Origin of the sequence: Piscibacillus sp. B03, from assembly GCF_052246295.1 — a bacterium.
Lineage (GTDB): Bacteria > Bacillota > Bacilli > Bacillales > Alkalibacillaceae > Piscibacillus.
In genome coordinates this window covers 1-13029 of the sequence record NZ_JBQQCO010000015.1, presented here as the reverse complement: position 1 = coordinate 13029, position 13029 = coordinate 1, and the positions used below count along the sequence as shown (strand labels likewise).

The window sequence follows — 13029 nt, the reverse complement described above, 5'->3', positions numbered from 1 at the left end:
TGCTAAATCGTCAGACAACTTGTTATAATAATAGTATAAAAGACGTTTGAAGGAGGAAAAGGATGAAACTAATCCTTGCTGTCGTACAAGATAAAGATGTAAATCGCTTGCAGGATGCTTTAACTGAAAAAGACTTCAAAACAACAAAACTAGCATCTAGCGGTGGTTTTCTTAAGGAAGGTAATACGACACTAATGATCGGGGTAGAAGATGATTACGTTGATGCTGCGCTTAACATTATTCGTGATAACTGTAGTAAGCGTGAGCAGATGGTGGCACCAATTTCACCAATGGGTGGCAACGCTGATTCATATATTCCAAAGCCAGTTAAGGTTGAAGTTGGAGGAGCAACTGTTTTCGTCTTACCAGTTGATGCATTCCATCATTTTTAAAGAGGTGCGCATCGTATGAAAATTAATCAGGAAATCAAATCAAACTTAGACCCATCAAAAATCCAAGCGCAACAACGAAAAGGTTCTAATGTGTCCTTTCAGCAAACTGTTAACCAAGAAAAAGGAAAGCTTCAAGAGGCTCAGTTACAACAGTTTATGAAAGACTTAACAGCACAAGGAGAAAAGGTTGCCCGATTCCGTTCGTTTCAAGACCTTGCCAGGTATAAGCGAATGGTCCGTCAGTTTATTGATGAAGCTGTTCATAATGGCTTATCATTGGAGCAATCGAGAAACTGGAGTATGAATGGGCAGCAACAAAATTTAACAGTCATTAAGCAAATAGACGACCATCTTATTCAACTTACGGATGATTTACTAGACGAGCAAAAATCTTCTATTGAAATTTTAGACGTAATTGGAGAGATTAAAGGTCTTTTGCTTAATTTACAGGCATAGATTGGGTGAATAACTATGACGTCTTGGGTTGAACTCAAAGCTTCTCAACCGGTCGCAATGAAAATGTTACAAAACAGCATCATAAGAGATCGAATAGCTCATGCCTATTTATTTCATGGGCCTCCAGGGACTGGTAAGCACGAAGCCAGTCTCTTATTTGCGATGAGATATTTTTGTGAAAATAAACGTGAGGATGAACCGGACCCTTGCTATGAGTGTAACTCGTGTAAAAGAATTCAATCCGGTAATCACCCTGACTTACATTGGATCGAGCCAGATGGTCAGTCTATTAAAAAGGAACAAATCGAATATTTACAAAAAGAATTTACATACACAGGTCTTGAGTCGAATCAAAAAGTATATGTGATACGAGAAGCGGAAAAAATGACGGTAAATGCCTCTAATCGGTTGTTAAAGTTTTTAGAAGAACCGAGTCGTGAGACAGTAGCTATACTATTAACTGATCAAATAGGACAGATGCTTGATACGATTATTTCAAGGTGCCAAAGAATTCAGTTTCATAGCTTAACGGATGATCATTTATACCAACAGTTAATAGAAAAAGGGTTGCCTGAGTCAACTTCGAAACTATTTGCAGCCATGAAGCTGAACATTAATGAAGCACTCGAGTTACATGAAGATGATTGGTTTGCCGAAGCTAGAAAAATAGTGGTACAATTAATGGATAAGGTTATGAATTCAAGTGAGGAAGGTTACCTTGAGTTACATCAAGCTTATTTAAAACATTTTCAGGGGCGAGAGTCAATGGGATATGGACTGGAGCTATTACTCGTTTGGTTCCAAGACATCGTTTCGCTCCATTTAGATAAACGAGACTCCATCGTTTTAATTGACCAATTAGATCGCTTGGAGAAGTTCCATTATGTCGTATCGTTGTCGGAAGCCAAAAGTTTAATTTATGAAATTTTAAATACAAGAAGAAAACTAGCACAAAACGTACATCCGACATTAGCAATGGAATATTTAATCCTTAAGTTACAAAGGTGAGGTGAACGTTTTGGTAGAAGTAATTGGTGTTCGCTTTAAAAAAGCGGGTAAAATATATTACTTTGACCCTTGTGAAATACAGATGACTACCGAAGACTATGTCATCGTAGAAACAGTAAGAGGGGTTGAATTTGGTAAAGTTGTCATTGCCAATAAACAAGTGGATGATGAGGATGTTGTTTTACCACTTAAGAAAGTTATTCGCGTTGCGGATGAGAAGGACAAGCTGACTGTTAGCGAAAACAAAGAAAAGACTGAGGAAGCTTTTCAAGTTTGTCAGGATAAAATTAAACAGCATAACTTAGATATGAATCTAGTTGAGGCGGAATTCACATTTGACCGCAATAAAATTATCTTTTATTTTACGGCTGAAGGTAGAGTTGATTTCCGTGAACTAGTTAAAGATTTGGCTGCGATCTTCAAAACTCGTATTGAGTTAAGACAGATTGGTGTTCGTGATGAGGCTAAAATGTTAGGTGGTATTGGTCCTTGTGGTCGTATGCTTTGTTGTTCAACGTTCTTAGGTGACTTTGAACCTGTTTCCATTAAGATGGCTAAAGATCAAAATTTATCACTCAATCCGGCTAAGATCTCAGGTTTATGTGGACGTTTAATGTGCTGCTTAAAGTATGAAAACGACCAATATGAAGAAGCTAAACGTGAACTTCCAGATATCGGTGAGATTATTCTTACAGACAACGGCAAAGGTAAAGTTGTCGGACTAAATATGCTTGAAATGTTAGTGCAGGTTGAACTGTTTGAGTTAGAACGAGTTGTTGAATATACATTAGATGAACTAATTGAAGAAGGAGCTATTTCTGTTCCAGCCACAGAATAACGAGGTGGATGTTTTGAACAAAAAGGAAATGTTAGAACGGTTTTCATTATTAGAAAAACGATTTCAAGAACTCCAAGAAGACTTCGGAGCATTGAAGAAGGACTTGGTTCAACTTGTCGAGGAAAATCATCAGCTCGCGCATGAAAATCATCATTTGCGCCAGCGTTTAGATGATTTAACTCCTGATTCTGCTAAGCAAGACAGTGCGAAACAGGATTCGAACAATCAGTCTGACGATGCGTCTGTTGGAGAAGGATACGATAACCTTGCGAGGATCTATGAAGAAGGATTTCATATTTGCCATGTGTACTTTGGCTCACCACGCGAGGAAGAAGATTGTATCTTTTGTTTAAAATTCTTCGGTTAGGGACGCACTACAAACTAATTGTCAATAAAGTTAAAGCTCAAGTTTGAAACTTTACCAAATTAAGGGGAACGCACCGACGTCAAGAGACGCACGGTGTGTTTCGTTTTATATAATTATAAAAACTTAAATGGAAGGAAAAGCAACTATGGTAGAACTACGAGGCGATGAACGAATTGACTATTTGTTAGCCGATCATAAACGCAGAATCATTCAAAGCCAATCAGTGTTTGCCTTTTCAATTGACGCAGTTTTGCTTGCTCATTTTACATATCTTCCTTTTACTAGAGGAAAAATAATGGACCTCTGTACAGGCAATGGCGTAATTCCGCTATTTTTATCAAAACGCTCTAAAGTTCCAATGACAGGCGTTGAAATTCAAGAACGTTTATATGATATGGCGGTACGAAATGTTAAATTAAATGAACTAGAAGATCAAATCAAGTTGATGAATGATGACTTAATAGGCTTAGCGAAAAAGACAGGCTACCATCGCTATGATTTAGTCACATGTAATCCTCCATATTTTAGAACTGAGGATTTAGATAAACGTAACAATAATGAACACTTAGCAATCGCAAGACATGAAATATACTGCACGTTAGAAGATGTGTTGAAGTCTTGTAGTGAGCTTGTGAAATCAGGTGGGAAGGTCTCACTCGTTCATAGACCTAATCGATTAACGGAATTAATTGAAATTGGTAGACGATTTAACTTGGAACCAAAAAGGATTCAATTTGTACATCCGAAACGAAACAAGGAATCTAATATCGTGTTAGTTGAATATGTGAGAGACGGAAAGCCTGATTTAAAGATCATCCCGCCGATTTATATACATGATGAGGATGGTAACTATACACCCGAAATTACTAAAATACTCTACGGGGAAGAAGGGAGCCGTTTGCATGGTTCAAATTCAACGAAGCTTTAAAGGGGAAAGCCCCCGTTTATATATTGTCCCAACTCCTATTGGCAATTTGGATGATATGACGTACCGTGCAGTTAAAACACTACAGCAAGTTGACGCGATCGCTTGCGAAGATACAAGGCAAACAAAAAAACTACTTCATTACTTTGAAATTGAAAAACCTTTAATTAGTTACCACGAACATAATAAGTTTGATCGTGAAGAAAAGTTAGTTGAGCGATTAAAAAATGGTGAGATGATTGCGTTAGTGAGTGATGCTGGAATGCCGATTATTTCTGATCCGGGCTTTGAGTTAGTGAGACGAGTGAGAGAAGAAGGGATTAGTGTAACGGTTTTACCAGGCGCTAATGCTGCATTAACGGCATTTGTTGGCTCTGGAATTACATCTTCATCATTTACGTTTTATGGGTTTTTACCCAGGAAGAAAAAAGAGATTGTTGAAGTGTTAAAACTATTAGGTAAAACGGATCACACTTTAATCTTCTATGAATCACCGCACCGGATTAAACAAACGATTGCCGTGATGCATGAAGTCTATTCAGAAAACCGTAAGATGACGGTGGCTAGAGAATTAACTAAAAAATTCGAGGAGTATGTTTACGGAACTTTAAAAGAGGTCAACCTATTTATGACATCTGAAGAGGCAGAGTTAAGAGGAGAATTTTGTATAGTATTAGAAGGGAAAATCGAGTTTGAAGATGACGTTAACAACTGGTGGCAAGATCTATCATTAATTGATCACGTAGACTACTATGTTGATCAAGGAAAGTCCAAAAAGGATGCGATTAAAATGGTCGCAAAGGAACGTGGGCAAGCTAAAAATGAGATTTATCAAGCCTATCATGAAAAATAAAAAGGTTACAGCAAATGCTGTAACCCTAGTCATTATGATAAGTTGAATTTCTTTTGAAGTTCGTTAATTAGCTGTTCAGCGCCTTCTTTACTTAAAACGATGTTGCCATTACCTACAGGCTCGTTTGAATCAGAGACTTCCCCAGTAATGTCACATGCCATATATGGCTTGTACTTTTTAAGGATAATTTTATCGTCATCAACATAAATTTCTAACGAATCCTTCACATTAATGTCTAGTGTACGGCGAAGCTCGATAGGGATGACGACGCGACCTAACTCGTCTACCTTTCTTACAATACCAGTTGATTTCATTATCTTTTTCTCTCCTCTCGATCATAATTCGCTATCTTAACGATGATAGATTACCATTGATTTTTTTGGAAGTCAATTTAATTTATTCCATTGTTACCATTTTTTAATATCTTTTTAAAATTGCTAGTAACAACAGAATTTTCCCTTACTTATGGAAATAATAAATTGATATCGTTACAATAGTATCTAGCATCTGTACATTAGTTTACCAAATATCTGAAAAATAGAAAATAAAAACATTTCAAAAAACTACCACATATTAAGGAGGTTTATACCATGCCGAAAGAACAAAATACATTTTATATTACAACACCGATCTACTACCCTAGTGGTAACTTACACATTGGTCATGCCTATACGACTGTCGCTGGTGATGCGATGGCACGTTATAAACGTTTGAGAGGTTTTGACGTCATGTATTTAACAGGCACAGATGAACACGGACAGAAGATTCAGCGTAAAGCTGAAGAAGATGGTGTGACACCACAGGCTTACGTGGACAACATTGTCTCAGGTATTCAGGACCTTTGGGAGAAGCTTGATATCTCACATGATGATTTCATACGTACAACCCAAAATCGTCACAAAGAGGTTGTTGAGAAGATTTTTGACCGCCTAGTTAAACAAGGTGATATTTATTTAGACGAGTATGAAGGTTGGTACTGTACGCCTTGTGAGTCATTTTTCACGGATCGTCAGTTAGAAGACGGTAATTGCCCGGATTGTGGTCGCCCAGTTGAAAAGGTAAAAGAAGAATCTTACTTCTTTAAAATGAGTAAATATGTAGACCGTTTGGTTGAGTTCTATGAAGAAAATCCTGAATTCATCCAACCAGAATCTCGTAAAAATGAAATGTTAAATAACTTTATCAAACCAGGATTAGAAGATTTAGCTGTATCTCGTACGACAGTTGACTGGGGTATAAAGGTTCCAGGTGATCCAAAACATGTTATTTACATTTGGATTGATGCTTTAACTAACTACATTACGGCATTAGGTTACAACACAGACAATGACGAACGTTATCAAAAGTATTGGCCAGCAGACGTACATCTAGTTGGTAAAGAAATCGTTCGCTTCCATACCATTTACTGGCCAATCATATTAATGGCATTAGACCTTCCGCTTCCTAAAAAAGTGTTTGCACATGGTTGGTTACTAATGAAAGATGGTAAGATGTCGAAATCTAAGGGTAACGTAGTAGACCCAGTCGATTTAATTGATCGTTATGGTTTAGATGCCTTACGTTACTACCTATTACGTGAGGTGCCATTTGGGTCAGATGGAGTTTTCACACCAGAAGCTTTCGTTGAACGTACGAATTATGACCTAGCCAATGATTTAGGAAACTTATTAAATCGTACCGTTGCGATGATTAATAAATATTTTGATGGTCAAATCCCTAATATTAACTTAGATGAAACAGAATACGACCAAAACCTAAAACAATTAGCAAAACAAACAAGAGATGAAGTTGAAGAGGCTATGGAAAACATGGAGTTCTCGGTAGCACTAGCAACTTTATGGCAGTTTGTAAGTCGTACTAATAAATATATTGATGAGAATGAACCTTGGGTATTAGCAAAAGATGAGTCTAAGAAAGCTCGTTTAGGTAACGTAATGGCACATCTTGTTGAATCATTACGACAAATTGCGGTTATGCTTCAGCCATTCTTAACATCAACACCTAAGAAAATCTTTGATCAGTTAGGAATTCAAGATGAAAACCTTCAAAGCTGGGACAGTCTAAGTGACTTTGGAGTGGTGACAAATGGCGAAGTTGTGAAGAAAGGAACACCAATCTTCCCACGTCTTGATAACGAACAAGAAGTTCAAGCGATTAAAGATATTATGACGAAAACAGCGAAACCAGAACCGGAGCCTGAAGAAAAGAATGAAGAGTCGAATGAAATTACGATAGATGATTTCTTTAAGGTAGACCTTCGAGTAGCTGAAGTGGTTAAGGCTGAAAAAGTTAAGAAAGCAGATAAATTATTAAAGTTACAGCTTGATGTGGGTAATGAAAAACGTCAAGTTGTATCAGGTATTGCTCAGTACTATCAACCAGAAGAGCTGGTCGGTCAAAAAGTAGTCCTAGTAGCTAATCTAAAACCAGTGAAACTTCGTGGTGAGCTATCACAAGGTATGATTTTAGCTGGTGAGGATGATCATGGTAACTTATCGTTAGCATCAATTGACCAAACGCTTCCAAACGGAGCAAAAGTAAAATAGTTTTGAAAAGATGGGGCGGAGCAATTCGCCCTTTTTTCAAAGTTTGAGAAATCTAGGAGTGAACACAATGTTATTTGATACTCATGTGCATTTAAATGCAGATCAATTTATGGAAGATCGAGATGAAGTTATTCAACGTGCATTAGATGAGGGCGTTGAGTATATGGTGGTTGTTGGTTTTGATCGAAAAACCATTCCGCTAGCCATTGAAATTGCGGAACAAAATGATTTTATTTATGCCGCAGTAGGATGGCATCCAGTTGATGCAATTGATATGACAGATGAAGATTTAAAGTGGATTGAAGAATTGAGTAAACATCCAAAGGTTGTTGCCATTGGTGAGATGGGGCTTGACTACCATTGGGATAAATCACCGCACGATGTACAAAAGGAAGTGTTCCGTAAACAAATTAATCTAGCTAAAAAAGTGAATATGCCGATTATTATTCATAACCGTGAGGCGACAGAAGATATCGTGCAAATTCTAAAAGAAGAAAACGCACAAGAGTGTGGCGGTATAATGCACTGCTACAATGACGTGATTGACTATGCGGAAGAATGTTTAGAATTAGGTTTCTATATTTCACTCGGTGGTCCTGTTACATTTAAAAATGCAGCAGACCCTAAAATTGTTGCCGAAGAGGTTCCGTTAGAGAGATTATTAATAGAAACTGACTGTCCATTTCTAGCTCCGCACCCAAATCGAGGGAAACGCAATGAACCTGCGTATGTGAAATTGGTAGCAGAAAAAATTGCCGAAATTAGGGAGATTTCCCTAGAGGAAGTCGCTAGGCAAACGACAGAAAACGCCAAAAAACTTTTTTCGATCGAGTAAAAATTAAACATAAAAATAATTAAACACGCGTACGTATAAAAGAGGCAGAGTTTGGCCAAGATTCTTTTATATGGGCGCGTGTTTCTTATATTTCAATTATTTCAGGTCTTGTAATAAATTCTTAATAATCCCTGAAATCGTTGGAAATAAGGGAACTAAAGCTAGTTTACTAGTCAAATAGTTTTAGAATCAATTGACTTTGAATAAAATCACCCATATAATCAAATGCGAGTTAAAAGGAGGCGTGATGTATGAGCGTCAAGTGGGGTGCTAACCCAAGAAAGAAGCAATTTAGCTTCAAAAAGATCCTACTAACCTTGTTGACTATCTTTGTATTTGTCGCAACAGTGAGTTACATAGCATTCGAGACAGTCACCGCTGAAGTTTCAGTTATTCAAGACGGTGAAGAAGTCAGTACATTAACGACAGCTAATGAAGTTAGTGGCGTCATGGATGAATTAGGTATTGAGGTATCTGAACACGATGATTTATCCGTGGACCTAGACGATGAGATAACGGATGGCATGGTGATTGAGTATACTCAAGCCAAAGAAGTCCAAGTAACAATTGACGATCAGACAGAAACATACTTTACAACAACAGAAAACGTCAATCAGTTTTTAGAGGAAGAATCAATTAACCTCTCAGAACATGACGAATTATCCGTTGATTTAAATACAGATATAGAAGATGGTTTGGCCATTTCAATTCAAAAAGCATTTGAAGTTACCGTTAACGATGGCGGTAAAGAAACAACGGCTATGGTAACAAACCAATCTATTGGTGATTTATTAAAAGATTTAAAGATTAGTCTTAATGAACACGACCGACTAAATGCCGACTTAGACGATCGTGTCGAAAATAATCGTTCTATAGAAATAGTACGTGTAACTAAGGAAAAAGTTTCAAAAGAAATTGAAATTCCTTATGATACAGAAACTAAAAATGACTCCAACCTTTTACAAGGGAAAAGTAAAGTCCTAACAAAAGGTGAACAAGGTAAAAAAGTTGAAACGTACGAAGTGACTAAGGAAAACGGTGAAGAAGTTTCAAGAGAATTAGTCGATGAAGAAGTTGTAAAAGAAAGTGTTAACCAGATTGTTGCAAAAGGAACAAAGCAACCCGTTCAGCAAGTGAGCAAAAGCTCGGATTCTAATTCAAGCTCTAGCTCAAGTTCTAGTGGCGATTGGATGACATTTAGGTCAACTAAATACACCGCAAATTGTAGCGGCTGTTCAGGTTATACAGCAACAGGTGTAAACGTTAATAACACCATTACGTATCAAGGCATGAGAATTATCGCTGTAGATCCTAATGTCATTCCACTTAGGTCGATTGTAGAAGTGCGTACACCGAGTGGCAGTTTTACTGCTATAGCTCTAGATACTGGCGGTGCTATTAAAGGTAATAAAATTGACATTTTAGTTGATTCAAAATCTGAGGCTTACAATTGGGGTAACCGTAGCGTTCAGGTTAGAATTAAGAAGTAATTAATCTTTAAGGATAATCCTGGTATACTAAGGATTATCCTTTATTTTTGGTTTAGAGAGGTTTGATCATGAAAATTCAAGAAGTAATCGTCGTTGAAGGGCGAGATGATACCGTAAAAATAAAACTAGCCGTTGATGCTGATACGATTGAAACGAATGGCTCAGCAATTAATCAACAAGTATATAATCAAATCCGACACGCGAAAGAAAAACGTGGTGTCATTATATTTACCGACCCTGATTACCCTGGAGAACGGTTGCGTCGATTAATTGACGAACATGTCCCAGGTTGTAAGCATGCTTTTTTACCAAAACGAAAGGCTCTTGGTAAAAATGGAGTTGGAATCGAACACGCGAGTGTGGAAGACGTTAGAGAGGCATTAAGCCAAGTTTATGAACTAGTGGAGAAGAAAGAGTTAGAGACTGATTGGCAGCCATATTTAGTTCATTATGGATTAATTGGTGGTTCTAATGCTAAAGAACGTCGTCAAAAGCTCGGGGAAAAGCTAAAAATTGGCTATGCTAACGGAAAGCAGTTAGCCAAGAGGTTATCCATGTTTCAAATAGATCCTAATACATTTGAAGATGCTATGAGAGACATTATCGAGGAGGAAACATCGTGACAAAACCAATCGCAACAATTACTCGGACGAAGGCTATAATGGAAAAACACGGTCTTAATTTTAAAAAGAGTCTTGGTCAGAACTTCTTAATTGACCCTAACGTTTTAAAGAAAATTGTCGCTAAAGCAGGGGTGGACCAAAATACAATAGCAGTTGAAATTGGACCAGGAATAGGAGCATTAACAGAGCATTTAGCGTTTGAAGCGAAGCATGTGTATGCATTTGAAATAGATCAACGTTTGATTGAGGTGTTGAATGACACTTTATCTCCGTATGAACATGTGACGGTGTATCATCAAGATATCTTAGAAGCGAATTTGAAGAAGTACTTAGACGATAAAGTTGAAGATGGTGAACAAATTAAAGTAGTTGCCAATTTACCCTATTACATTACAACACCTATTTTGATGAAGCTTTTAAAAGAAGACGTCCCAATACATTCAATGACGGTTATGATGCAAAAAGAAGTTGCCGATCGAATGGCGGCAGAACCGAATACAAAGGAATATGGTTCATTGTCGATTGCTGTCCAGTACTATACCAAGTCAAAAGTTGTTATGACAGTTCCAAAAACATGCTTTATCCCTCAACCTAATGTCGATTCAGCCATTTTACAATTAGTTAAACGAGAAAAGCCAGTTGTCCAAGTAGAAAATGAAGATCTATTTTTTGAAATAGTTCAAGCTAGCTTTGGCCAACGTCGTAAAACAATCAAAAATAACTTGCAACGCGAATTTAAAAACAGAATAACAAAAGAACAATTTAATCAGCTATTTGAGGAGTCCGGAATTGAACCTAGCCGAAGAGGCGAATCATTGTCGATAAAAGAGTTTGCGGCTCTTTCAAATGTTTGTCATAAGATCTTAAGTGAGTAGGCACGTTTAGGCCCCTTTTTCAATATCGTATAAGAGAAGGTATTTGAGAAGGGGATTTTTTTATGAACTGGCAAAAAGGTGACATCGTAACGAGACATTCTTATAATCATGATTTATTGTTTCGTGTTCAACATATTCATAAAGACAAAGCGATTTTATTTGGTGAAGATTTTCGCTTGAAAGTTGATGCTCCACTTAAAGATTTAAAGAAAGTGACCGAAAGTGATCGTTTCCTACGCCGTAAGGAGATGAAGCGCAACGAAGATCATTCTTATCGAATGTTTCGTCAAGATTATTATTTACGCTCATTTCGTGATTATTCACAGCCAACACACGAAAAGGAACAATCGATCTCACAATTTAGAATTTGTCCCAAAGTGCTTCACATTGATGGGGATTCACTTTTTTTAAAAAAATGTATTCAGCTTTATAAAAGATTAGGGCTTCAAGTTCACGGGATGTATGTTGAAGAAGCTGAAATGCCAGAGAAGGTAAAAATTTTAATGGAGAAAGTACAACCCGATATTTTAGTCATTACGGGTCACGACTCTTACTCAAAACAAAAAGGTGATGAGAAGGACATTAGAGCCTATCGTAACAGCAAATATTTTGTTGAAGCGGTTCGAGAGGCCAGAAAGTTTCAACCGAGTTTAGATCAACTTGTTATTTTTGCTGGAGCATGTCAGTCTCATTTTGAATCGTTAATTAAAGCAGGAGCTAATTTTGCTAGCTCTCCAACACGTATTAATATTCATGCCCTTGACCCAGTTTATGTGGTTGCTAAGGCTGGTTATACGCCTTTTATGGAAAAAGTTGATATTTATGATGTAGTCAGCAAAACCATCACAAGAGAGAAAGGGATTGGTGGAATAGAGACGAGAGGTTTGTTTAGGGTTGGACTTCCTTACATGAAAGAATTACCGGTTACGAACGAAAAGTCAAAAGATGAATAGTATATCATAGTTGGGTTTATACCAAGCCACACAAAAGTTTTTTGGTAATTCATGTATGTTTTATAAAAACTAGGTAAAATTAAAAAAAGAATAAAATTTTGTTGACATGCCGGCGTGCCAGTTGATATAATGTTTAACTTTATTTGACTTTTTGAGGACTGGTGTGGTATTATTAAATACAGTGAGGTGGAGTCTAATGGGAAAAACCTTAGCGGAAATCAAACAAGTATTAGATCACAGAATTGGTGAACGTTTAACGTTAAAAGCAAACGGAGGACGTCGTAAAACAATCGAACGTTCTGGCGTTTTAGCAGAAACATATCCTTCAGTATTTATCGTTGAACTTGACCAAGAAGAGCACAACTTTGAGAGAGTTTCATACAGTTATACGGACGTATTAACTGAAACGGTTGAAATTACCTTCACAGATGAAGTCACCAAGATGGCGTAAAAATAAGCGATCCCCATCCATTTCCAATATCTTTTCTTAGCAATTACATATACTAAGAGTGTCGTAAACAACGACAAAAGGAGTTGTGATCAACCGATGGGAAGACGACGTGGCATTATGTCAGATCGTTTGAAAGAAGAGATCGCAAAGGAATTGGGTTTTTACGACACGGTGCAAAAAGAAGGATGGGGAGGCATTAAGTCTCGAGATGCCGGAAATATGGTCAAAAGGGCTGTACAGATGGCGCAAGAGCAAATGTCAAAGGATAGGTCATAATGGCCTATCCTTTTTTAAAAGATAAGAAAGTATAAAAATTGTGCCATAGAACGCTGTTCTGTGGTATTTTTTTAGTATGGATAATATTCTAAGACGCATATTTTTTGATAAACATAATCATTGGGATCGATTCGTTAACAA

At 37.2% G+C, this 13029-nt stretch carries 16 protein-coding genes; 15 read left to right on the top strand and 1 reads right to left on the bottom strand.

Features of this window, described 5'->3' with window-relative positions; genetic code table 11:
- Positions 1–62: 62 nt before the first annotated feature.
- The 7 genes from ACTWQB_RS11005 (at position 63) to rsmI (ending at position 4839) form a co-directional block, all read left to right on the top strand.
- On the top strand, positions 63–392 hold the full coding sequence (locus tag ACTWQB_RS11005; protein ID WP_443139236.1) for a cyclic-di-AMP receptor: 330 nt from the start codon (positions 63–65) through the stop codon (positions 390–392).
- A 15-nt stretch (positions 393–407) separates the two neighbouring features.
- Complete coding sequence (locus ACTWQB_RS11000; protein WP_443139235.1) at positions 408–848, top strand: YaaR family protein; 441 nt, start codon at positions 408–410, stop codon at positions 846–848.
- Positions 849–863: 15 nt separating this feature from the next.
- The gene (gene holB / locus ACTWQB_RS10995; RefSeq protein ID WP_443139234.1) at positions 864–1856 is read left to right on the top strand and encodes a DNA polymerase III subunit delta'; all 993 of its coding nucleotides are present in this window, start codon (positions 864–866) and stop codon (positions 1854–1856) included.
- Between the two features lie 10 nt (positions 1857–1866).
- The gene (locus ACTWQB_RS10990) at positions 1867–2694 is read left to right on the top strand and encodes a PSP1 domain-containing protein (protein WP_443139233.1); all 828 of its coding nucleotides are present in this window, start codon (positions 1867–1869) and stop codon (positions 2692–2694) included.
- A gap of 28 nt (positions 2695–2722) precedes the next feature.
- The gene (locus tag ACTWQB_RS10985; protein ID WP_443139305.1) at positions 2723–3061 is read left to right on the top strand and encodes an initiation-control protein YabA; all 339 of its coding nucleotides are present in this window, start codon (positions 2723–2725) and stop codon (positions 3059–3061) included.
- Between the two features lie 145 nt (positions 3062–3206).
- Complete coding sequence (locus ACTWQB_RS10980) at positions 3207–3989, top strand: tRNA1(Val) (adenine(37)-N6)-methyltransferase (protein ID WP_443139304.1); 783 nt, start codon at positions 3207–3209, stop codon at positions 3987–3989.
- A complete protein-coding gene (gene rsmI / locus ACTWQB_RS10975; protein ID WP_443139232.1) occupies positions 3964–4839 on the top strand; it encodes a 16S rRNA (cytidine(1402)-2'-O)-methyltransferase in 876 nt (291 codons plus the stop codon). The genes ACTWQB_RS10980 and rsmI overlap by 26 nt, the downstream gene beginning before the upstream one ends.
- A gap of 32 nt (positions 4840–4871) precedes the next feature.
- Here rsmI and ACTWQB_RS10970 read toward each other — a convergent pair whose 3' ends face one another.
- Entirely contained in the window at positions 4872–5153 is a 282-nt protein-coding gene (locus ACTWQB_RS10970) for an AbrB/MazE/SpoVT family DNA-binding domain-containing protein (protein ID WP_443139231.1), read from the bottom strand.
- 276 nt (positions 5154–5429) lie between these two features.
- Here ACTWQB_RS10970 and metG point away from each other — a divergent pair, with 276 nt between their 5' ends.
- From metG to ACTWQB_RS10930, 8 genes are all read left to right on the top strand, one after another.
- Positions 5430–7385: a methionine--tRNA ligase gene (gene metG / locus ACTWQB_RS10965; RefSeq protein ID WP_443139230.1), complete on the top strand. Its 1956-nt coding sequence runs from the start codon at positions 5430–5432 to the stop codon at positions 7383–7385.
- A 67-nt stretch (positions 7386–7452) separates the two neighbouring features.
- The gene (locus tag ACTWQB_RS10960) at positions 7453–8220 is read left to right on the top strand and encodes a TatD family hydrolase (RefSeq protein WP_443139229.1); all 768 of its coding nucleotides are present in this window, start codon (positions 7453–7455) and stop codon (positions 8218–8220) included.
- A gap of 251 nt (positions 8221–8471) precedes the next feature.
- On the top strand, positions 8472–9710 hold the full coding sequence (locus tag ACTWQB_RS10955; protein ID WP_443139228.1) for a ubiquitin-like domain-containing protein: 1239 nt from the start codon (positions 8472–8474) through the stop codon (positions 9708–9710).
- Positions 9711–9778: 68 nt separating this feature from the next.
- Entirely contained in the window at positions 9779–10333 is a 555-nt protein-coding gene (rnmV, locus tag ACTWQB_RS10950; RefSeq protein WP_443139227.1) for a ribonuclease M5, read from the top strand.
- The gene (gene rsmA, locus ACTWQB_RS10945; RefSeq protein WP_443139226.1) at positions 10330–11208 is read left to right on the top strand and encodes a 16S rRNA (adenine(1518)-N(6)/adenine(1519)-N(6))-dimethyltransferase RsmA; all 879 of its coding nucleotides are present in this window, start codon (positions 10330–10332) and stop codon (positions 11206–11208) included. The genes rnmV and rsmA overlap by 4 nt, the downstream gene beginning before the upstream one ends.
- Before the next feature lie 62 nt (positions 11209–11270).
- Positions 11271–12161, top strand: coding sequence for a sporulation peptidase YabG (yabG, locus tag ACTWQB_RS10940; RefSeq protein ID WP_443139225.1), 891 nt, complete (start codon positions 11271–11273; stop codon positions 12159–12161).
- A gap of 196 nt (positions 12162–12357) precedes the next feature.
- Positions 12358–12612, top strand: a complete 255-nt coding sequence (gene veg / locus ACTWQB_RS10935) for a biofilm formation stimulator Veg (RefSeq protein ID WP_054754934.1) — start codon at positions 12358–12360, stop codon at positions 12610–12612.
- A 96-nt stretch (positions 12613–12708) separates the two neighbouring features.
- The gene (locus tag ACTWQB_RS10930) at positions 12709–12888 is read left to right on the top strand and encodes a small, acid-soluble spore protein, alpha/beta type (protein WP_054754933.1); all 180 of its coding nucleotides are present in this window, start codon (positions 12709–12711) and stop codon (positions 12886–12888) included.
- Positions 12889–13029: the final 141 nt, after the last annotated feature.

Excerpts from the sequence above, each read along its gene's own strand:
- ACTWQB_RS11005 (WP_443139236.1), top strand. The coding sequence starts at position 63 with ATGAAACTAATCCTTGCTGTCGTACAAGATAAAGATGTAAATCGCTTG.
- ACTWQB_RS11000 (WP_443139235.1), top strand. The coding sequence starts at position 408 with ATGAAAATTAATCAGGAAATCAAATCAAACTTAGACCCATCAAAAATC.
- holB (WP_443139234.1), top strand. The coding sequence starts at position 864 with ATGACGTCTTGGGTTGAACTCAAAGCTTCTCAACCGGTCGCAATGAAA.
- ACTWQB_RS10985 (WP_443139305.1), top strand. The coding sequence starts at position 2,723 with ATGTTAGAACGGTTTTCATTATTAGAAAAACGATTTCAAGAACTCCAA.
- ACTWQB_RS10980 (WP_443139304.1), top strand. The coding sequence starts at position 3,207 with ATGGTAGAACTACGAGGCGATGAACGAATTGACTATTTGTTAGCCGAT.
- rsmI (WP_443139232.1), top strand. The coding sequence starts at position 3,964 with ATGGTTCAAATTCAACGAAGCTTTAAAGGGGAAAGCCCCCGTTTATAT.
- ACTWQB_RS10970 (WP_443139231.1), bottom strand. The coding sequence starts at position 5,153 with ATGAAATCAACTGGTATTGTAAGAAAGGTAGACGAGTTAGGTCGCGTC.
- metG (WP_443139230.1), top strand. The coding sequence starts at position 5,430 with ATGCCGAAAGAACAAAATACATTTTATATTACAACACCGATCTACTAC.
- ACTWQB_RS10960 (WP_443139229.1), top strand. The coding sequence starts at position 7,453 with ATGTTATTTGATACTCATGTGCATTTAAATGCAGATCAATTTATGGAA.
- ACTWQB_RS10955 (WP_443139228.1), top strand. The coding sequence starts at position 8,472 with ATGAGCGTCAAGTGGGGTGCTAACCCAAGAAAGAAGCAATTTAGCTTC.
- rnmV (WP_443139227.1), top strand. The coding sequence starts at position 9,779 with ATGAAAATTCAAGAAGTAATCGTCGTTGAAGGGCGAGATGATACCGTA.
- yabG (WP_443139225.1), top strand. The coding sequence starts at position 11,271 with ATGAACTGGCAAAAAGGTGACATCGTAACGAGACATTCTTATAATCAT.
- veg (WP_054754934.1), top strand. The coding sequence starts at position 12,358 with ATGGGAAAAACCTTAGCGGAAATCAAACAAGTATTAGATCACAGAATT.
- ACTWQB_RS10930 (WP_054754933.1), top strand. The coding sequence starts at position 12,709 with ATGGGAAGACGACGTGGCATTATGTCAGATCGTTTGAAAGAAGAGATC.